Annotated in this window: 13 protein-coding genes; 1 reads left to right on the plus strand and 12 read right to left on the minus strand. The window is 43.5% G+C overall.

What is annotated here, in order from left to right; genetic code table 11:
• Positions 1 to 11: 11 nt before the first annotated feature.
• The 8 genes from G610_RS0115665 to G610_RS0115700 all read right to left on the minus strand — a co-directional run bounded on the left by G610_RS0115665 (position 12) and on the right by G610_RS0115700 (position 12,535).
• On the minus strand, positions 12 to 1,115 hold the full coding sequence (locus G610_RS0115665; RefSeq protein ID WP_026525516.1) for a hypothetical protein: 1,104 nt from the start codon (positions 1,113 to 1,115) through the stop codon (positions 12 to 14).
• Between the two features lies 1 nt (position 1,116).
• Positions 1,117 to 2,076, minus strand: a complete 960-nt coding sequence (locus G610_RS0115670; protein WP_026525517.1) for a glucosamine inositolphosphorylceramide transferase family protein — start codon at positions 2,074 to 2,076, stop codon at positions 1,117 to 1,119.
• A gap of 12 nt (positions 2,077 to 2,088) precedes the next feature.
• Complete coding sequence (locus G610_RS0115675; protein WP_026525518.1) at positions 2,089 to 4,914, minus strand: glycoside hydrolase family 3 protein; 2,826 nt, start codon at positions 4,912 to 4,914, stop codon at positions 2,089 to 2,091.
• Between the two features lie 157 nt (positions 4,915 to 5,071).
• A complete protein-coding gene (gene purB, locus G610_RS0115680) occupies positions 5,072 to 6,505 on the minus strand; it encodes an adenylosuccinate lyase (protein ID WP_026525519.1) in 1,434 nt (477 codons plus the stop codon).
• Positions 6,506 to 6,681: 176 nt separating this feature from the next.
• Positions 6,682 to 8,121, minus strand: coding sequence for an amidophosphoribosyltransferase (gene purF, locus G610_RS0115685; RefSeq protein WP_026525520.1), 1,440 nt, complete (start codon positions 8,119 to 8,121; stop codon positions 6,682 to 6,684).
• Positions 8,122 to 8,300: 179 nt separating this feature from the next.
• A complete protein-coding gene (locus G610_RS0115690) occupies positions 8,301 to 9,617 on the minus strand; it encodes a glycoside hydrolase family 125 protein (RefSeq protein ID WP_035797767.1) in 1,317 nt (438 codons plus the stop codon).
• Between the two features lie 10 nt (positions 9,618 to 9,627).
• Positions 9,628 to 10,620 (minus strand): glycoside hydrolase family 130 protein, encoded by a 993-nt coding sequence (locus G610_RS0115695; RefSeq protein WP_026525522.1) that lies wholly within the window; start codon positions 10,618 to 10,620, stop codon positions 9,628 to 9,630.
• Between the two features lie 25 nt (positions 10,621 to 10,645).
• Positions 10,646 to 12,535 carry a beta-N-acetylhexosaminidase gene (locus tag G610_RS0115700; protein ID WP_051198055.1) on the minus strand — a complete coding sequence of 630 codons (1,890 nt, stop codon included), beginning with the start codon at positions 12,533 to 12,535 and terminating at the stop codon, positions 10,646 to 10,648.
• A 287-nt stretch (positions 12,536 to 12,822) separates the two neighbouring features.
• Here G610_RS0115700 and G610_RS0115705 point away from each other — a divergent pair, with 287 nt between their 5' ends.
• Positions 12,823 to 13,839 carry a LacI family DNA-binding transcriptional regulator gene (locus G610_RS0115705; RefSeq protein WP_026525524.1) on the plus strand — a complete coding sequence of 339 codons (1,017 nt, stop codon included), beginning with the start codon at positions 12,823 to 12,825 and terminating at the stop codon, positions 13,837 to 13,839.
• Between the two features lie 125 nt (positions 13,840 to 13,964).
• On the opposite strand, the gene G610_RS0115710 is transcribed toward G610_RS0115705, so the two are convergent.
• The 4 genes from G610_RS0115710 to G610_RS0115725 are packed head-to-tail and all read right to left on the minus strand — an operon-like array spanning position 13,965 to position 20,946.
• A complete protein-coding gene (locus G610_RS0115710; RefSeq protein ID WP_026525525.1) occupies positions 13,965 to 15,161 on the minus strand; it encodes a hypothetical protein in 1,197 nt (398 codons plus the stop codon).
• A 54-nt stretch (positions 15,162 to 15,215) separates the two neighbouring features.
• Complete coding sequence (locus tag G610_RS0115715; protein ID WP_026525526.1) at positions 15,216 to 16,046, minus strand: hypothetical protein; 831 nt, start codon at positions 16,044 to 16,046, stop codon at positions 15,216 to 15,218.
• The gene (locus G610_RS0115720) at positions 16,043 to 17,350 is read right to left on the minus strand and encodes a DUF5716 family protein (RefSeq protein WP_155831050.1); all 1,308 of its coding nucleotides are present in this window, start codon (positions 17,348 to 17,350) and stop codon (positions 16,043 to 16,045) included. The genes G610_RS0115715 and G610_RS0115720 overlap by 4 nt, the downstream gene beginning before the upstream one ends.
• A gap of 14 nt (positions 17,351 to 17,364) precedes the next feature.
• Positions 17,365 to 20,946 (minus strand): DUF5717 family protein, encoded by a 3,582-nt coding sequence (locus G610_RS0115725; protein ID WP_026525528.1) that lies wholly within the window; start codon positions 20,944 to 20,946, stop codon positions 17,365 to 17,367.

Here is a 20,946-nt window from a genome sequence, read left to right on the forward strand (position 1 = left end):
ACATCTTTTCATTACAGCACATCGCTGTCGATATTCCTAAATTCACAACCTTCCATTTGTTTGCGATAGCGGCAATTGGCTGATACTATCAGCGGGCCACCGCGAAGCCCAAAGGGCATATTCGTCGCATTCCTAAAATGAAGCTTTTTAAGGATGTATCCATCTTCTGTCTCATCATTGACAAAGGGCACTTCCATAAGTCCGCCAAGATCAATGAATTTCGAGAAAAGAAGCCTGCAGATTCTGAGTTTCTCATCATTATCACGAGCTTCTGTATGATAATCATCTATTATTACCATGTATCCCTTTGCTTTTTTCCTAAGATGGCAAAGAGCATAGCCCATAAGGCTGCCGGTTCTGGTTCTAAGTACCGACCAAAAAAATCTGGTATCGGGATTATATGAGAACTTCCACCTGTATATGTCAGAAGTATGCATGAAATGGCACATGGACTCTGCCCATAACCTTGAAATCTCAGCATCGGATATGGGCACCATGAACTTTTTGAGCTCCTTTTTGATGTTATCCTTGTCCAGCTCACTGTAGCTTATTACAGGGAAAAGCTCCAGTTCTTCATTATCTCCCGGCTTAAGATTTTTTAATGAGCAAAAGCCCCTAAAACCTTTATCCAGTATCTTAGTGATCTTACCCTCACCAAATACGAATCCCCAGGGTGCTGTGGGATAAACGTAGTGACATAGCCAGACTACTTTATTGTATCCGTAATGCAAGAGCCTTGGATATGAATTCTTATTAGGAAGTCCGATGATAAAATCGCACTCCTTATTACCTTCTTCAAATGCTTTGAAAGCCTTGGAATAATGGCCCTTCCCCCTTGCATGGGGCGCAACGGCTCCGTCAACTGCCTGTGCTACATTCATAACTCTTTTATCATATATGAGCTTCATACCGATAAAAGCAGATAGTCCCGCAGGCTTATCATCCTCCCATGTAATTGAGAAAGGCTCTGATACCCTGAATGGATTACCATAATGCTCATTAGCATAAATCTCAGGATCTATTTCTATTTCATCTCCATAGACCTGATTCATTATCCCCATGGCTTCTTCTAATGACTTTCGCTGATTTTCTGTCAGTGAGTCCAAAATGCTCATGTCAATGTCTCCTCAACACTCTTTTCACATATTTAAGAGGATTCCATTCCATGTACTTAAGATCAATTACTTCATAAGCATCATTGTGGCAATAGGAATGAACTCCATCCCCCTTAGGAGCTCCCTTTACTACTATATCATCTGCAGGAATGCGCCACTTGGCTTTATCTGCAAGAAGGATGCGCTCTTCACTGTAGGGATAAAAATCCATGGCTATTCCATAGGAAGTCTGTTTACTCTCCTGAGCAGCTACATATCTTTTGCCCTCGTAGGTAAGGATATTTCCGCCATTTCTGGATTTAAGATCATACTCCTGAGCGCTGTTGAACTTTACATCCTCTTCGATACTAAAGCCCTTCTCCTCATCGAATCTAATCTCAAATTTCTGGAATCTGCATTCATACTCTTTATAAGGGCTGACCTCACAGGTAAGTATCCTGATACTGTCAGCGGTTTTACTTATAATGGCTGTATCAACGAATTTTCTTCCAAGCTTGAATACTTTTACGGTCTCCCATTTATCAGGGAATACAACCGCCTTGTATAAGCGTATGGAATCATCTGCGCTGGTCTCAGGTATCATATAGGTCTCTCCCCTAAAGTCAAAGACCATAGGGAAGGACATATGGAAGGGTTCACGAATGATAACTTTGGGTTTGGTCGCACCTGCCACCGTAAGCTCACACACCGCAATCCTTCCAATTACTTTTTTCTTATCAAAGGCTTCCATAAAAAGATAGGAACTGCTATCTCTAGTGTAGATTACAGGATCAGCATACCAGTATCTTTTGCTTGTGGGCACCGCATCAAATTCACCATGCCCTGTGATTCCAAGAAAGGTATCATCGCTGTATTTTCTATAACCTGTCACATACACATCATCAAAGGAAAGAAGCTTCTTTACAATGGTCTTCTTATCCATTTTTGCTATCTTTTTAAGCTTGTTTGTAATACCACTCATTAACGGCTCCAATTATTCTTCATCTTTTTTCATTAAGGCTTCAAGGCCACCCTTGAACATATCCTCAAGGTCTTTTGTAAGCTTAAGCTTAATGGATTTAAACTCAAGTCCTGCCTGTCCAAAGTAGAACTTCAGATAATAGTTAACCATAAATGACGGAGGAAGCTCAACCTCTACTGTCTGCCATTCAGTGTCCATACCTGTAAGTGTGATGGTACGGATGAGATTTCTGTCCATAAATATTGAAAGCGGAAGCTGTGCCATTGCAGGTTGATCCTTTGCTCTCATCACAAGCTCTACAGTGATGGCACCTCTTCTGGCAGTAGTGATGGCAAATGCCTTTGTTTCGCCCTTTTCTGCCTTTAAGTGCTTAGGATCAAGAACCATCTCTTCCTTATCCATAAGAACAGGAACCATACTCTTGAGCATAGCATCATCACCTGCATCTACAGCCTTTGCAAGCTCCTTATCAAGAGCGGACTCAATACCGAGGCTATGCTTCCAAACGGGAGCCTTAAGAAGGAAATTGCAGATGTTTGCAGCACATCTTACAAGCTCATATCTTGTTACTGTTCCAAGCTTGAGGGCACCGTTAAGGTTATCCTCATTACTGTTGGCACCGGCATCGCTGTTAACCATGTTAAGGTCATTCTGAGCTCTTACCTGTGCAGCAAGATTCTTATAACTGCCCTTCTGGCCTGCTTCGTCGTTACCCATTGCCCACCAGTCAGTCATTACAATACCGTCAAATCCCCACTCACCGCGAAGGATTGTGGTAAGAAGGTCATAGCTGCTGGAGGTATAGATACCGTTTACAGGGCCATAAGTGCTCATTACAGCGCGGGCACCACCCTCTCTTACTGCCATCTCAAAGCCCTTAAGATAAATCTCACGAAGGGCACGCTCAGAGATTACAGAGTCTACAAAATGACGCTTAAGCTCCTGAGTGTTGCCGCAGAAGTGCTTGATAACGCCGGTAACATCATATTTGTGCATACCTTTAAGCTGAGCAACAACCATTTTTCCTGTAAGAACAGGATCCTCTGAGAAGTACTCGAAGTTTCTTCCGCCAAGAGGACTTCTGTGAATGTTCATTCCGGGTCCAAGAAGAGCATCGATTCTGTTTCTTCTAAGATCAAGGCCTTCCCATCTGAAAAGCTCTTCGTTTATATCTTCATTAAAAGTACAAGCCAGGCAGGTTCCGTTAGGAAGTGAGAAAGCATGTGTTCCGCAGTCCATTCTGATACCGCTGGGGCCATCGGAGCAGCCGCCTACAGGAATGCCAAAGCCATTAAGGTTCTCTGTTACGCCGCCGTATGCTCCTGCAATACCGGGGGTAACCTTGGGAGAGCACATACCCTCACCGCGCATCATAGCGCAAAGGTCATCATCTGAAAGCTGCGCAAGGAAATCCTCCATGGAAACCTTACCGTCAGCCACATCCTTAAGCTTATAGCCCTTGTCACCTGTGTATGCTTTAGCCTCTTTAAGGGCATCTTTTCTCTTCTTATTGGGATCTGAGGTTCTTGTGGGAACATCCTCATAACCCTTTGCAAAAAGTCCGCAGGCTTCTTCGGGAACAAGGCGCTTAAAGTTCTGAACAGGAGCGTATGCTTCCTCACACTTAGCTGTAACCTTGAGCTTCTTAATCTCAAACTCTCCTACAGCCTCGGCGCTTCTTACATCAAAGCCTCCGTAAATGGTATAAGTACCCTCTTCCATTACATAACAGGACTTATGCTTTGTTTTGCCTGAATCATCATAGGATGACATCCAGTAGTCAGGAACGTTGATCTCCACAGTCTGTGATGCGCCTGCGGGAAGAAGCTCAGTCTTGGTAAAGCCCACAAGTACTCTTGCAGCCTTGCCAAGCTTGCCCTGAGGAGCCTGCATGTAAACCTGAACTGCCTGCTTACCTGCTACCTTACCTGTGTTGGTAACTGTAAGAGCCACCTTCACAGCATCCTTATCATATTTAAAGGACTTCTTCTCTATAGAAAACTCTGTATATGAAAGGCCAAATCCGAAGGGATAAAGAACCTTATCCTTAGCAAAGGTCTCAAAATAGCGATATCCTACGTAGATGTCCTCGCTCTGGAAATTCTCCTTCTCGGAACCGAAGTTCTCTGTTGAAGGATAGTCCTCGATGCGCTCAGCGATGGTGTCTGCAAGATGACCTGAAGGATTAACATCGCCTGTAAGAACGTCAAGAACAGCGTTACCGCCTTCCTGACCGCCCTGCCATACATAGAGTACAGCTGCAGGGTCAAGTTCCTTAACCCATCTCATATCAATGATATTACCTACATTAAGAAGCACTACTGTGCGCTTGAATTTCTTAGAAAGCTTTGCAATAGCATCTCTCTCGGTATCTGTAAGGAGGATACTTCCCGGCTCATTTTTGCTGTCCTGATCCTCACCTGCAGTTCTGCCAATTATGAAAATAGCAACCTCAGATTCCTTTGCTGCATCTGCAACAAGCTTGTCTGTAAGAGGCATCTCCACCTGGAACCATGGCTCTGCTGCCCAGCCCACACCTGTATCAAAGGGATGTTCCTTAACGAATTCCTCGTAGGCCTTTCTCACTTTCTTGTTGAGTTTGAATTTCTTAGATGCTTCAAGGGCTTCATAAATTCCAACAACATAGTCTACATTGACCATACCGCCTGAACCTGTTCCGCTCTTGTAATAGTTCATCTGGCTTCTTCCAAAAACTGCTACCTTAGCATTTTTCTCAATCGGAAGTGCACCTCTGTCGTTTTTCAGAAGAACAATACCTTCTGCTGCTGCAGCTCGTGCAGTTTCCGCAAATTTCTTAATATCCCATGTCTTTCCCATATAAAAACTACCTCATTTTCTGTACTTGGTTGTTAGTGCATATTAAATATTATGCAACATAACATACAGAAAATGAAGTAGCGATATTTTACTTTTGATGCTCTTTTTTTGTTATTGAGATGTCCTATTTTTTACCTGTAAAAAATGGGTTCAGATATTAAACGTTAATCTCAGCTGTGAGCCCAAGATCTGCCTTGTTGGCATCGAGAATGGGATTAACAACCTCTGCAAGGAAACGCTCTACCTGGTGTGCACTGCAGCCTGTATACTTCCCCGGATCCAGGCACTCCTTGATCTTATCCTCTGTCATGTGGAAAGCGGGATCCTTTACGATCATATCAAGAAGGTCGTTGTCGAGACCATCCTTTTTAACGTGGTCGCCGGCTATCATGGAGAGCTCTCTGATCTTCTCGTGAAGCTCCTGACGGTTGCCGCCAAGCTTAACAGCATCCATCATGATATTCTCTGTAGCCATGAAGGGAAGCTCTGACATAAGGCGCTTCTCGATAACCTTGGGATATACCACAAGACCGTCTGTAACGTTCATGCAAAGATCAAGGATACCATCGATCGCAAGGAAGCCCTCAGCTATTGAAAGTCTCTTATTAGCCGAATCATCAAGTGTTCTCTCAAACCACTGTGAAATCTCTGTGATTGCAGGGTTAAGTGTATCTACGATAACGTATCTGGAAAGTGAGCAGATTCTCTCACTTCTCATGGGATTTCTCTTATATGCCATTGCGGATGAACCGATCTGTTTAGCTTCATGGGGCTCCTCAACTTCTTTAAGGTGCTGAAGAAGTCTGATATCCTGAGCCATCTTTGTAGCAGATGATGCGATTCCGGCAAGAACATTTACAACCTTCATATCGATCTTACGGCTGTAGGTCTGACCTGAAACTGCCATGCAGCCCTTGAAGCCCATCTTCTCAGCAAGCATGGGATCAAGCTTATCAACCTTGGTAAGGTCTCCGTCAAAAAGCTCAAGGAAGGATGCCTGTGTTCCTGTTGTGCCCTTTGAACCAAGAAGCTTCATGTTATCAAGAACATAATCAAGGTCCTCAAGATCGATTGTGAAATCCTGAAGCCACAGGGATGCTCTTTTACCTACTGTGGTAGGCTGAGCAGGCTGAAAGTGTGTAAATCCAAGAGTAGGAAGATCCTTATACTCATCGGCAAACTTTGCAAGACAGCTGATAACGTTAAGAAGCTTTCTTCTAACGAGTTTAAGAGCCTCAGTCATGATGATGATATCTGTGTTATCACCAACATAGCAGCTTGTAGCACCAAGGTGAATGATACCTGCTGCCTTGGGGCACTGCTGTCCGTAAGCATACACATGGCTCATAACATCATGGCGAACTTCCTTTTCTCTGGCTCTTGCGACATCATAGTTGATGTCATCCTGGTGAGACTTAAGCTCATCGATCTGCTCCTGTGTAATATTAAGGCCAAGCTCCTTCTCAATCTCTGCCAGGGCAATCCAAAGCTTTCTCCAGGTTTTGAACTTCATATCCTGTGAAAAGATGTACTGCATCTCCTTACTTGAATAGCGCTCTGAAAGCGGGCTGGTATAACGATCTGTACTCATATGGTCCTCCTTTTAATCAACATATACTACGCTATAACGCGTGACTTCGCTTAGCTCCCGTCACGCTACGCACATTCGGAATCCGCACTAATCGTGCTACTTCCTCATGTACGTTATGTCTTCGAATTCACTCAAAAAAAATTGCCAGCAATTTTTTTGAGTAAACTCTCATCCATCTATCGCTCAAATTCTCCCCTAATATCTTCTTCCGGAGGTGCTACAGGATATTCTCCCGTAAAGCATCCCTTACAGATATCAAACTTATGTCCAACGAGTTCCTCAAGTCTCTCTTCTCTAAGATATCCCAGTGAATCAGCACCGATTATCTCGCATATCTCATCGATGCTTCTATTATATGCTATAAGCTGCTCTCTTGCAGGGACATCTGTTCCAAAATAGCAGGGCCATAAGAATGGCGGTGAGCTGACTCTCATGTGAACCTCTGTAGCTCCTGCATCTCTAAGCATTCTAACGATTCTGTCTGATGTGGTTCCGCGGACGATTGAATCATCGATCATGATAACTCTCTTGCCATCAACCACATGCTTTAGAGCATTTAGTTTAACCTGTACGCTGCTCTCACGGCTCTTTTGTCCGGGCTTAATGAAGGTTCTTCCGATGTACTGGTTTTTAACAAAGGCCTGTCCATAAGGAATTCCCGATTCCATGGAATAGCCAAGGGCTGCGCAGTTACCGGATTCAGGAACACCCACAACAACATCCGCTTCCACCGGTGAATCCTGAGCAAGGAAACGACCTGCTTTAATTCTGGATTCATATACGCTTACGCCGTCAAGAATGCTGTCCGGTCTTGCAAAGTAAATATATTCAAAAATGCAATGACCGCATTTTACGCTGCCAACCATCTGTCTGTTGGACTCAATGCCCTTCTGGGGCGAAATGGTAACAATCTCTCCGGGCTCAACATCTCTGATATACTCTGCTCCGATGGTATCAAGAGCGCAGGTCTCTGATGCCAGGATATAGCAGTTATCTCTTTTTCCTATCACAAGGGGTCTGAAGCCGTTGGGATCTCTTGCTCCGATCAGCTTCCTGGGAGACATGATAACCAGTGAATAAGCACCTTTTATCTTATTCATGGCATTAGCCACAGCACCTTCAACACTTGCTGTATTAAGTCTCTCCCTGGCGATGTGGTAAGCAATAACCTCTGAATCGATGGTGGTCTGGAAAATAGCACCTGTGTAAGCAAGCTCTTCTCGAAGCTCCGGAGCATTAACCAGATTACCGTTATGGGCCATTGCTAAAGTCCCCTTAACGTAATTAAGGACAAGGGGCTGAGCGTTCTCTCTGGTGCTTGAACCTGCCGTCGAATATCTGACGTGTCCTACACCTATATCACCGTGCATTCCCGAAAGAATGTCGTGATTAAACGCTTCATTAACCAGTCCCATGTCCTTATGACTCGTTACTTTACCTTTGGGTCCCATTGTCTCGCTGACGGCTATACCGCAGCTCTCCTGCCCTCTGTGCTGAAGGGACAATAACCCGTAATAAATTGATTGTGCGACATCACCGCCATCGAAATCATACATTCCGAAGACGCCGCACTCTTCCCCAATCTTGTCACTTTCACTTAAAAAGTAATTTTTCATATTCCTACCTGCTACTATAAGCAATCTTTTGAAACAAGACTTATAGTAACATTACAAGGTCTATGTAAGCAATAATCCATAATAAAAAAATTACGGCTCATCAGACAATAAATTTTGTGCAATACGCTAGGATTATTTTTATGCTTCACTATCGCCATAACCAAAAGCAGGAATTAAGCTTAGCAGTACAAATCGTAGGCATCGATTACAAAAAGTGAGAAAAGAGAGTTGGACCATGCAAACCACTCTCTAGTGAATTTTGCGGGATCATCTTTATGGAAGCCCTCATGCATATAGCCTGTGCCTGCATCGGTACTAATTAGTTTCTCGATAAGCTCTGCTCTCTCCTCTTTATCATCGCTGGTAAGTCCCTGCATGGACAAAGCGATATGCCAGATATAATCCTTTGGCGTGTGAGGTGAGCCGATTCCCTTTGCGGCAGTTCCTTCATAATAATAAGGATTCATGCTGCTAAGGACAGCTTTTCTTGTAGCCTTGTAAACAGCATCGCTGCCTGAAATGGATGTAAGGAAGGGAATGGACATAAGGCTTGGCACATTGGCATCATCCATGAAGTTCACATTCCCAAGACCATCTGTCTCGTATGCATAAATTGTGTTGCCCTCTGCATCCTTTGTCATGCCGTACTTTTCTATGCCCTCTTTTACCTGCTCTTTTATGGCTTTTGCTCTTTTTCCTATCTCTTCATCGCCTATTCTCTGGGATAATTTTTCAAGGTATCCGAGAACCTCAACAGCAAAGAGATTAGCAGGAATAAGATAGCCATATTTGCAGGCATCATCACTGGGTCTAAAGCCTGACCAGATCATACCGGTAGCAGCTACGGGATTACCCTTTCCTTCAAAGGGAAGGGTGTCTGATTCAGGACAGTTATCTCTCTCAAAATAGTATGCGGATTTGTTTGTATGATCCTGCTCTGTCTCCATGGTATCAAGGATTTTACCGATTCCTCGTCTTACTTCCTCATCAAGTACAGACTCATCACCCGTCGCATCCACATACATATAAAGAAGCCTGATAGGATAGCAGATAGAATCCAGCTCGTATTTTCTCTCCCAGTCCCAGGGATTGTCGTCTGTTCTGTCCTTTGCCCAGCATCTGCCGTCCGGCTCTTTATTAAAAGCGTTGGCGTAAGGGTCGATACAGATCTGCTCGAACTGTTTCCTTATTACGCCCTTTACGAGCTCACCGATTGCGCCTGTTTTATCTGTTCCGGCAAAGGGCAGATAGTGGCATACCTGAGCACTGCTGTCGCGAAGCCACATAGCTTCAATGTCACCTGTTATAAGGAAAACTTTGCCATCATTTGTACACTGCATTGTGGTATCAGCAGTGTTCACAAAGCACTTTTTAAAAGTACTTACAAGCTTGTCGGAGGCGCCTTTTTCCTTAAGTCTGTCAGCCAGCTCTTCTGAAAGTCTGTTTATACTTTCCTTGATTTCATTTTCTCTGACAATGTCTCGTTCAAAGCTCATAGTCCCATCCTTACTCTAAGTTGTTGGTCTTAGCCCACTCAATAAGTCTGTCTACAGTTGTAAATGCAAGTCCCGTAACTGTGTCTGCGCATCCGTAATAGATAGCAATTCTGCCTGTAGGAGCATCACAAAGCGCAGCGCAGGGGAATACTACATTAGGTACATCACCGCAAAGCTCATAGGTCTCTCTGGGTGAAAGAATGTAGAATTTGGATCTGTACTTAACCTTCCAGGGTTCGTCAATATCAAGGATCGCACATCCCATTCTGTAAACAAAGCCGTTACAGGTGTTGATAACGCCGTGGTATATAAGAAGCCATCCCTCATCTGTTTCGATGGGGCAAGGTCCGGGACCAATCTTCGTTGACTGCCATGCAGACTCATCGCCCTTGTAGGTACCCATTACATATCTGTGGTGTCCCCAGTACTCAAGATCAGGACTCTGGCTATAGAAAATATCTCCAAAGGGAGTGTGGCCGGTGTCACTGGGTCTTGAAAGCATAGCGTACTTACCATTTATTTTTCTGGGGAAAAGTACTCCATTTCTATTATAAGGGAGGAATGCGTTTTCAAGCTGAACAAATTTCTTAAAATCATAGGTATAGGCAATTCCGATAGTCGGTCCGTGATAGCCGTTGCACCAGGTCAGATAATATCTGTCCTCAATGAAAACAACTCTGGGATCATATCTGTACTCTCTTTTGGCGATCTCTCCATCCTCACACTCAAACTTAACAGGCTCGGGATTGATATCCCAGTGAATTCCATCCTTACTAAAGCCTGCAAACAGATCCATGCTGACTGCCATAGAATCACATCTGAAAACACCTGCAAATCCCCCCTCAAAGGGAACTGCAGCGCTGTTAAACACACTGTTGGATGTGGGAATAGCGTATCTCTCAATAATGGGATTCTCGCTATATCTCCATACCGGTTTGGTCTCCCCCTCCGGGCACTCCTGCCACGGGATATTCTTAAGTTCTTTGCCAATTACCTTGCTCATAATTCCCTCCACTTTTCTTAAAGATTTATTTGCACTCCCTCAGTGCATCAGCGCATTTGCAAAGGACATCGCTCACTCTGAAAAGCTCGCTCTCTCTGCTGTCAACGCGCCATATTTTCTTATATTGATAAAGCCAGCTCTCAAGGGCTGTTGCCATGTCATCGCATTTATCCTGAATATTATCCGCTGCTCCAAAAAGCTTTTGTCCAAGCAGGAAAAGCGCTCTGCTCGTAAGCTTTTGTCCCTCTGCAAAAAGTATCAGTCTGGACGTCAGGTAGATGCCTTCTTCGCCAAAATTCTTAGCGATAGCCCTAAGCTCATCCAGCTTTTTATCAATAAGTCCTGCATTTATCTCAGGTTTTACGATGTTCAGACTCTCATAAAAACCTTTAAGCTCATCCGGCTTTGATTTGCCATCTAAATGCTCGATAAGAACAACAAACTGCCACCAGTTGTTATCCTCAAGCATTCCAAGGTCCCTGAAAATACCAAGGAGCTGCTCAGTATCATCGCCGTAGTAAAGCCTTGAGATTTTACTGTTGATCACAGCCTCAGGTACAATACCGGACCAGGAAAAAGCTGCTCCGTAGATAAGTCCCGGTATTGAAAAAGCAGGATCCTGCAGGTGTCCAAAGTCGCCCCAGTCGGTATTTAAAACACCCTCCGCATCGTATTTGAAAGCATAGCCGCACATGAGAGATATATTCTTATATGCTGCATCAAGGCGATTTATAAAATGATTCCAACCTTGAACTCCGGGACACAGATACTGTCTGACCGGCACATCATGAAGAATTCTTGTATTGTCTTCTTTCTCCTCCTCGCTGTAGCCCCAGTTTAGACAGATAGCTTGCTTTGGAAGCTGGGATGCCTTCTCTGGGGAGCCCACAATGATGTCGCCCCAGAACATAGGCTTTTTACCCTTTTCGATGCAGTATTTCATAATCCTGTTTACAAAGTCCACATACATCTGCCCCGTGCCGATCTCTTCCGCCAGCTTTTTGCTCTTTCCTTTTCCAAGGTCAAAGGTCTCGTCAGCGCAGATATTCACATAATCTGTTCTGAAAAGAGGAAGGAATTCATCCAACTCTCTTTTTACAAACTCAAAGGATCTGTCGTCGGTGACATTAAGGGTGTGATGCTGCATCCTGTCTTCCAGAGAAAACTTCTCTTTTCTGGGATCATCAAGCTCGCAAAGATGCTGAAAGCTCTTGGTCCTAAGGACCTTATAGAGATGTCCAAAGGTTGATATGGACGGAATAAGCTCTATATGAAGCTTTGCACAGTAGTCATCAAGCTCTAAGATATCCTCTGCTGTAAGAGGAGTATCGTCCCTGCAAACCTCAGTAAAATTACTGAATAAAAACGAATGCTCAACGTAGAGCTGAAGCTGATTCAGCTTAAAATAGCTGCAAATATCGGCAAGCTTCTTATAGGAAGAAAGCTTACGGATACGGCCTCTTGAAGCATCATGGTAGAAGCCTCTGTTTTGGATCTTAGGCCTATCCTTTATACAGCAGGCTTCTATAATATAGCCGCTAAGGTTAATCAGCTGTCTGAGTGTCTGAACTGCATAGAGCATCCCTCTGTCTCCGCAGGCCCTTGCCACAATCTCATCCTCTGAAACTGTTAGCTCATACTCTTCATCAGATAGCCCCTCACATCTTTCCATATAAATGCATCCGGTTTTCTTTTCACCCTTTTGAATCTCCACCGGGATTCCTGTCTTATCAAAGATAGTCTCCTTAAGAAGTTTTGCAGCATCATAGTCGGTGGCAGATGCCTTATCTGAAATGATGATCTTTGTGTCAAAACAGAACCTGAAAATACCGCTTTTTGCCGATGCTTCCGCAGGAGCCGGAATTATATAATCAAGTGCTGAGTGTAACGAATTTCTAATAATTTCATTTGCCATTTATCACCTCTGAAACAAAATCACTGGATTTATCATTTTGTTAACATCAATTATCATTTATATACATAATTGTAGTATTTTCACTAATTCAATGTCAATAACCGGTTATTCATTTTCACATGAAGTTCCACCCTAAAAACGTGCATTTTATCGCGTTTTTGCGATATCCTGTTCCAAAATTATCCATAAAACTGATTTTTCCTTGGCTCTTTACATTTTGTTTTATTGTTTACATTTTATTAACATCGTGGTACTTTATATAAAAGAAACATTTGAAAGGTATTTTTATGCGTAAAGTAACAATGCAAACCATTGCAGATGAACTCGGAATTTCCAGAGTTACTGTATGGAAGGTGTTTAACAACCATGAAGGTGTATCCGAAGCTCTTAAGACGGCCGTTCTGAAAAAGGCCGAGCAGCTTGGCTACTTAAAGGGTATTCCCGAGAATTCTGCTCCTTCTGAACCCAAGAATATTGCTCTTGTGGTATCAAGACCTGAGTCTTCCACATATTGGACCAGCATCATTCACAACATGGCAGAAGAATTTGCCAGAAATAATTCCAATCTGATCTATACAAGTATAGATCCCATTTTTTCTGATGGGTTCTCTCTTCCGACCGGACTTAAGAATGGATCCTGCGATCTGGCAATTGTAATGAATGTCTATGATGCTGAGATTGTAAGAAGAATAACCGATATCGCAATTCCCAAGGTTTTCCTTGATACTATTCCGGATCTCACTTCTGCTGACATACCGGGAGACCTTATTCTTATCGAAGGATTTCACACCACATATAACATCACGGAATCCGTTATTAAAAGCGGCGCCAAGACAATCGGTTTCATCGGCGACATACATTACGCATGGACTAACGCAGACAGATTTAAGGGTTTTGGTCAATGTCTTCTTGATAACAATATTGAGATAAAAAAAGAATTTGTTATGACTGACAGAATCGGTATTTTCTCATACAAGCAGACTTTGTATGATTACCTGGACAGTCTCCCTGAGCTCCCGGATGCTTTTGTTTGCGCCAGTGATTTCATAGCACACTTTGTACACTTCTATCTCACTGAGCACCCTGAGCGCATTCCAAATGGAATAATCGTTACAGGCTTCGATGCCAGTGAAGAATTCGCCAATGTAGAGGGTCTTATCACAACAGCAGATGCCCGCATAGATCTTTTGGGCAAGCGCCTTGCGCAGCAATCTCTCTATCGCATCGCTACCCCGGATGCACCTTATGAGCTCACTTACGTAAGACCGAAGATCATCTACAGAGATTCAAAAATTACAGTTTAATATGAGCATAAGATGAAATTTTGCTGCGAAACACTATCAAGACAGCATGGCATAAAAAACCGGTAGTCACAAATTGTGATTACCGGCTTTAAATATCTACATTATCTTTTTACTTGCGGGCTGCTTTACGCTCCGGGATATTTCTTTTCAAACTGATCAACCATATCAAGTATCTCAGCTCTGTAAACAGGATACTGTTTTACCAGATCCTGAATCTCATTTTTAGCATTTCCTGCGACAACGTCACGGTTATAATCCATCTGCTTACGAAGCTGCTGTCTCTGTCCCACAAGGGAATGCCTTATCTCAACCTCTTCGTTGTGATCGATAAGGGCTGCTGCCTGATGAATCCATATCTCAGGATCCTTAATTCTGTACTTCCTGAGAGTGTAGATAAGGTTCTTCTGATGACTGTCAAGGTACTTGGCAGCCTCTGCATATCTTGCTCTCTCCTCTTTTTCAAGCATAAACTTGTTGTAAAGCTGATAGAGTTCCTTGGAGTTCTCAACACCGTACTTAAGGCACTCGTAATCGATGAGATTCTTATTATTTACATATCTTATCTTAACAGTGTTCTGAATCTGAATAAGTCTTGCAATGGTATTTAGAACAACCTTCTTTTCACGCCTGTATTCCACACGCTTTTGATTGTACATAAGAAAAACAAGAGCACCTATCACTATAAGAAGCATGTAGGCATAGGAAACATCAAGCTTAAATACCACCGACAAAATCGCAAGAATAATGGTAAGAGCAATAATAACACAGGAGCCTATAATGATAATCTTGTGCCAGTACTCTGTGGCCATCTCAATCTCGGCTTTTCTGAATTCATTAGCCTTGCGCTCGCCGTCAAGTCTTCGAAGATCGTTCTTTATCTTTTTACGGTACTCCTCCGCTTCCTTAAGAGCATTGGCTCCCCTTAGTACATCTCCCTGAAGCCTCTCCATTCTCTCGAATTCCCGGTCAGTCATTCGGGTTCTGCGCTTATTGAAATTCTTCTGTTTTTCCTCGCTCTCAAGAATCCTGTCTGCGATTCTGTTGATCTCTGCTCTCTGCTCCGGCGGAAGTGCATCAATCTCCTCCATATCACGAAGGTGGGATGTCACCGCCCTGTACTCGAATTGAAGAGAGTCAAGATCACGGCTGGCTTCAGCCATCTGATTAAGACAGTTCTCCACATACTCACGCCTTTGAGCCTGATCGTCCATGTCAATATTTTTCCTGGTATAGACGATGTCGTTCCAGTTCTCCAGTGCGTGCTGTTCCTGTCTCTCGGCGCGATATGTGTCTTTTTTCCTAAATAAATCCAAGAACCCCATTAAAAATCTTCCCCAAAAGTTAACTTCCCCGCTGCAAAAAAAACGGGATATAAATTACTTCACCAGATCGCGATACTCTGCCTTCATATCCTGCGTCAGGCGTTCTACTTCTTCGTAATACTCAGTCATCTTAGCTCCTGTCCTGTACAGTTCAAGACTTCTGAGCTTAATATTGGCACTGCTTGAATCGTAAAGATCATTGGCCTCATCCATGCGCTGCTCAAGCCTTAGAGATAAATTTCTTGCATCCTTGTTCTCCCCGACAAAGGTGATGTATTCTCTCTCGCTCATGGTCATGCGCTTGCTGGCAAGATAGCACATGTAAGACTCTTCATCTCCGCCATCCTCGTATGCCTTCAAAAAGAGCTCCCCAGCTCTGTCGTACATAAAAAGATGAGCATACAGAACACCTTCATTGTGTTCTATTTTGGCTTTGACATTAACATCCATGTCAGGCGTATTTTTGAGTATGGTCTCATACTCATCAAAGGCCTGACTCACATGTCCCTGCTTCATAAGGAATTCCGCTCTGGCCATGCGCTTTTCATATATATCCATGTCAGCATTGCCACGAAGTACCTCTATGGTTTTGTCATAGTCTTCCTTGGTGGTGTAACCCACATAGTCGATTATCATTCCGAAAAAAGAAGCTGCGGAGCACTTGTGAACCACCATTTTTCTAAGCTCGTCAGCGAGCTTTTTTAGTCCAAGCTCCATTTCAATCCAATCGATCAGATCCATATCAAAGGAATCCGTATCGATCATATATGCATTCTGAACGATGCAGTAGCAAAGCTCCTCTATGGAATAAATCCTTCTGCCTATTTTCTCTAAGTAGAAGGGCCTTATTGCATATCTGCCCGTGCACAGAAGTGGTGCGTTCATACCTTCACCTCCTCTGTCCAGCTAAGACCTGAGCTCTCATAAAGCTCGCCAAAGCCCATATCCTCTATATGAATAACTATTCTCTCTGCTGATGTCATACTTACCTTCATCCTGATCCTGGAGGTTCTTGCGGGCCTTAATGGAATATCCGTAAGCTCTATTCGCTGGATTCTCTTTTCTCCTCCGGTAAGAGGCGTAATCATGATCTCTATATAAGGCTCCTGCTCAAGAATAAGGTCAAGGCTTCCGCTTACGTCATACCAGTTTTCACCGGCATCAAGAAGGGCATGATATGCTTCCTTGCCCTGCTTTCTCACCATAAGTCCCACATTGGCCTTAAGCTTATCTGCATCAAGAAGCACGTATTTTGAAAATCTATCGCTCTGTCCAACCTTCTCCCTGGCAGCTATGCTGGCACCCTTACTGAAAAGATTATTGCCCTGGAATACTCTTTTACCACGGCACAAAAACTCAAGGGACTTCTGCGTCCACTGATCCTTGTAGCCATCTCCCAAAAGGAATACCGAGCTTACAATTCTGCCTTCCATAAGTCTTTGAGAAAGTTCTAAGAGCTTATCATCCAGATGCTTTTTCTCCTCAATACGCTCAGCAGGATCCTCTGAAAATCCCGGTCTTGAAAGAGCAAACTCATCATAATTATCCTTATCGATGGTGACAACGATAGGCTGGGTCTTATGATTAAGCTTCATATCATAGACAGTAAGGCTGCCGAAATTGTAGTAATATGCAATAACCGAATGAGTCAGAAGGTCATCGGGCTGATAAAGCATGTAGTTGTAAAGACTGTCCTCATAGCTCTGATAAAAGATATTTTTAACAGGCAGTGACAAAGCTCCCGTTACCTCTGATAAAACCTCTATCATTCTGGCATCCATGGTGGATGTAGTGAAAACAATAGCATCAACCATGGTCATGGACATTTCCATAGACAAAAGAGAAAGGGTTCTTTTTACAAAAAGTGTAAGAAGGGATACCGGATCATAACCTGTTCCATTTACTTCTATTCTCTTACCATCTCTTGCCTTCTGAATCAGATTATCAACTCTTATTCCGTCCTCATGCTCTATTCTGGAGAGGGCTTCTTTCCCATAGAACCACTGGTTTACTTCGCGTCTCTTGCACAAAACCGTAGGTATATTGTAAAGCTCGGCTCCTGCCAGCGTGGACAAGGTCTCCGGAAGATCGGAGTCCGACGCAAGGAAACTGATCTGCGAGACATCCTCTCCCAGATCGTATCCAAGCACGTATCTTCTTGTATTTTTTACCCCCCTCAGTAACGACATAACTCTCAAAATCCTTATTTCATCCTGAATAATTTATTAGTCAAAAATCTCTTTTTGTAATACTCGGAAAGCAGTCTGTTAACTGTCTCATAGTCCTGCAGAGTCTTACCTATCATAATGTCATTTATGATGGAATATCTGCCGGCAATAACTTCCTGAACTATATCACTCTTGGTGAGCATTCCTGACTCCGTAAGCTTCTCACTTCGGCCGCCATTGCCCTCCTCAGTGATATAGTACTGAAGCTGTTCTCCGAAAAAGAGTACAAACGCTGCCTCATAGATGCCGGGATAAACCTCCTGCATCTCTACTGTGTGGTACTCGTCATCATCCTCAGCGCCGCCCACATAGTGAACTATGCACTTGGTACCTCTTGTTGTTCGATATTCGATGAAGGTCTTATCACAGAACATCTGCATCTTGGGAAGCTCATTGGTATAGTGCGTAAAGAACGCAAAATATATCTTCTTCTCAAGAAGGTCAGAAAGAAATCTCTTGATGATTGTACTGTTTTCCTTAAGATTCTCTCTGTGAGGCTCAGTAAATCTCTTAAGATATGCCATCTTGCAGACATCGTTAAGTTCACATCCCTGATCAGCAAGGACGCCTATGCGCTCAAAAATATAGTTGTCCGTAACCATGCTGTGAACAAAATAATCGTTGGCTTCCTGTGCAAGGAATGCTCTCTCAAGGTCATCCCCGCCGCCGGATCTCATAACGTAACCTCTGAAAATAGAGGTCTTATCTCCGATATGGGCACCTGTATAAAGCATCTGGGTCAGCATCCTGCCTGCAAGGTCATAAGAATCAATGCTAAAGGAAGCTGCTGCCTTCCAAAGGTCTCTCATCTCTCTGAGAGTTCCGTTATAATTCCTTACAAGATATGACAAAAGCTGCTCATCATACTTGGAATTCTTAAAGGCATAAAAAGCTATCAGTGAATTCTCTTCACTGTCCTCAAAGCCCTCCTTGTCCATGAGTCTGCCACACATACGCATGACAATTCTGGGATCCAGCTTGTACATGCCAAATCTCTTGCAAAGCTGATATGCCTTGTCATAATTACCGGACATAACCATCAGTTCAAACATGGCACCGCGCTCTGCGGTTGTAAGCTCGGTGAGATTAACCTCATCCAGATACTCTGAAAGCTGCCTCTCAAAGTCGTTATCATAATAGAATCTGATAAGACACTCTCTAATAAGAGTCCTGCACTTTTTCCTAACCTGTCCGGAGTCCGCAAGCTCTTTATATCTGCCCACATTCTCCATGGTGATGGTATAGGTGCTCTTTTCAAGCTCGCAGAGGAATAGCTCAAGGCTCTCCTTACCCTTCTGAATAAAAGGCTGAACATACTGACTGATATGTCCCGCAAGCATAAGCTTTTCATTATTAAAAGGAATGCCCTCCGCATATCTGTGATCTTCACCGTCCTCCAAGAAAACAGCATAGTCACTGCCATAGAGAGGCAGAAAAGCTGCGCCGTTAACAAGGGGATATGAGAGTTCCTCTTCAAGCTTATCATAGACCACGATCACCTTCTTCATTCTGGGATCCTTGGTCTTTATCTCATTACTGTAAATTATGCGCATGACCTTTTCACAGTTGCTGGCATCAACCATTCTGTCTGTGATCATGTGCTTATAAAGATAGCCTAAATCTCTGTTTACCCTGCCTCTGTCTATCTGCTCAAGAAGGAACTTCTCGATCTGAATCCTGTAGGTATCAAAAAGATCGGGATACTCTTCCCTGTGCTCATGGACATAGCGGTACAATATGGCATTTTTCTCATATTCAAGGTCGCTCTGGTATGAGAAAAACATAAGCACCATTCGTGAAATCTCGCAGGGCAAAAGTCCATCCTCATCCACGTAAATGGCTGCCATGTAATACTCGAAAAGTCTTGTGATATGAAGCTCGGCATCAACGCCTCTAGCGTACCAGATGAAGGCTTCCTTATCTGTTCTGTTTCCCTTTATCAAAAGTGAGCACACAGCTTCAAGGGATTCTTTATCTCCCTTTAAGTCATAGCATGCCATAAGAAGCTTACACATTCTGTCGTTGTAGCTTCTCTCACGCTGTCCAAGGTAAACTATCTGCTCAATGATGGTGGGCTGAAGGAATCCCTTTTTCACACCATATTCAAGAACATGAATTTCAAAATCTCCCATCTTGGAAAGCATGGTGGGAGTCTCAGCAATTACTCCAAGGGCCTCTAAATAGATAATGGGGCTTCTGCAGCCGTGCTCAAACTGTTCCTCCAGCATAAGCCATCTGCTGGTGGGGCTGGATGAATAATTCTCTGATATGTAGAGAAGGAGCCATGCTATACGCCAGTTCCCTGAATTTCTTGAAAAGATGCCCTCTATCCTGCGGGACACCTCATTTATAACATCCTCTTCCCTGCTTATGAGGGTTGTAAGATACAGATAATAGCAATATAAGGTATCATCCCCTGTATCCTGATCCTCAAGCATGGGGCCTATGGAATCCAGAATCCATTTGCCTTCGGACTCTCTTGATGCTGTGATCAGATACTGGGCTGTGTAAAGTCTGAATGCCGGATCCTTGGGATCAAGAGTGTTCATCTTATTTACAAGCTTGCCACTCTCTGTAAGCCACTCCCTGGAACCGATCTTTTTACTTCTAAAATCCTCATAGAGCTTTACAAGGCTGACAGTCAGCTTCTTTTTATCCATCATCATGGTAGAAAGATGCCACTTTCCAAGATTGACTCTGACCGTTACAGGAATCTTCACCTCATTGTAGGCAGTCCTTAAAATAATGGCGCCAAAATTATTGCCGTCATGAAGAGCCGCAGCGTCGATATAAAACTTGTAGTAGCAGTTATTTCCAAGGAAATCGTGATCTGTCAGCTCTGTTCTGTCAGCAGAAATAAACTCACCGTCAAAGATGACTTTGAGGTCAGTAAATCCCCATCCGTTCCTTGCGATCATAACTGTATGCTCGGTAACGCCTGCGGGATTATCGATTTCAATCTGTGCTCTGTCGGGAATATATGAAATAGGCTGTTTCTTGCCGATAGAAACAAGAAACTCCTCCATGTTCGCTTCAGACATGGGTATAGCAGAAAGACCTCTGTAGAGGTTCTCATACTCAGTATCATTTTCAGCAAACACTTCTATAAATTCTTTGGAATAGAAAAGCTTTTTAGCTTCATCCCAGTTGGTCTTAGCCAGGTTCACAAAATGGAACATGTTCCTGATGGCACCCATACTGGACATAACGTGGCTTATTTCTACATTAACCACGAAGGGAAGCTGATATTCTCCCTGATTGGAGATGACATTGATATCGCCCTTAATGACATCACCGGGGCACAGACCTGTACCGTCAAAACGGTAAGCCACTTCAAACTCAGCCCCTGAAAACTGCGCAGTGATGATCTCCATGCGCATTTCAAGAGAGCCCACTATCCCCTGCACCATTCTGTCAGCAGGTCCGTATAGCGTAAAGCTTCCTTCAACCACCTCCCCGGGCTTGATATTAAGTTCAAGACGAGGTATCGAGAAGCTCAGCACTCTCTCGTTATATTCAAATTGTCCCTTTAAAAGACGATCAATTACACTTTTCAC

It is taken from the genome of Butyrivibrio sp. MB2005 (assembly GCF_000424285.1).
GTDB lineage: Bacteria > Bacillota > Clostridia > Lachnospirales > Lachnospiraceae > Butyrivibrio.

Bases quoted from the DNA above. Each gene is read 5' to 3' on its own strand.
- G610_RS0115665 (WP_026525516.1), bottom strand. From the start codon at position 1,115: ATGAGCATTTTGGACTCACTGACAGAAAATCAGCGAAAGTCATTAGAA.
- G610_RS0115670 (WP_026525517.1), bottom strand. From the start codon at position 2,076: ATGAGTGGTATTACAAACAAGCTTAAAAAGATAGCAAAAATGGATAAG.
- G610_RS0115675 (WP_026525518.1), bottom strand. From the start codon at position 4,914: ATGGGAAAGACATGGGATATTAAGAAATTTGCGGAAACTGCACGAGCT.
- purB (WP_026525519.1), bottom strand. From the start codon at position 6,505: ATGAGTACAGATCGTTATACCAGCCCGCTTTCAGAGCGCTATTCAAGT.
- purF (WP_026525520.1), bottom strand. From the start codon at position 8,121: ATGAAAAATTACTTTTTAAGTGAAAGTGACAAGATTGGGGAAGAGTGC.
- G610_RS0115690 (WP_035797767.1), bottom strand. From the start codon at position 9,617: ATGAGCTTTGAACGAGACATTGTCAGAGAAAATGAAATCAAGGAAAGT.
- G610_RS0115695 (WP_026525522.1), bottom strand. From the start codon at position 10,620: ATGAGCAAGGTAATTGGCAAAGAACTTAAGAATATCCCGTGGCAGGAG.
- G610_RS0115700 (WP_051198055.1), bottom strand. From the start codon at position 12,535: ATGGCAAATGAAATTATTAGAAATTCGTTACACTCAGCACTTGATTAT.
- G610_RS0115705 (WP_026525524.1), top strand. From the start codon at position 12,823: ATGCGTAAAGTAACAATGCAAACCATTGCAGATGAACTCGGAATTTCC.
- G610_RS0115710 (WP_026525525.1), bottom strand. From the start codon at position 15,161: ATGGGGTTCTTGGATTTATTTAGGAAAAAAGACACATATCGCGCCGAG.
- G610_RS0115715 (WP_026525526.1), bottom strand. From the start codon at position 16,046: ATGAACGCACCACTTCTGTGCACGGGCAGATATGCAATAAGGCCCTTC.
- G610_RS0115720 (WP_155831050.1), bottom strand. From the start codon at position 17,350: ATGTCGTTACTGAGGGGGGTAAAAAATACAAGAAGATACGTGCTTGGA.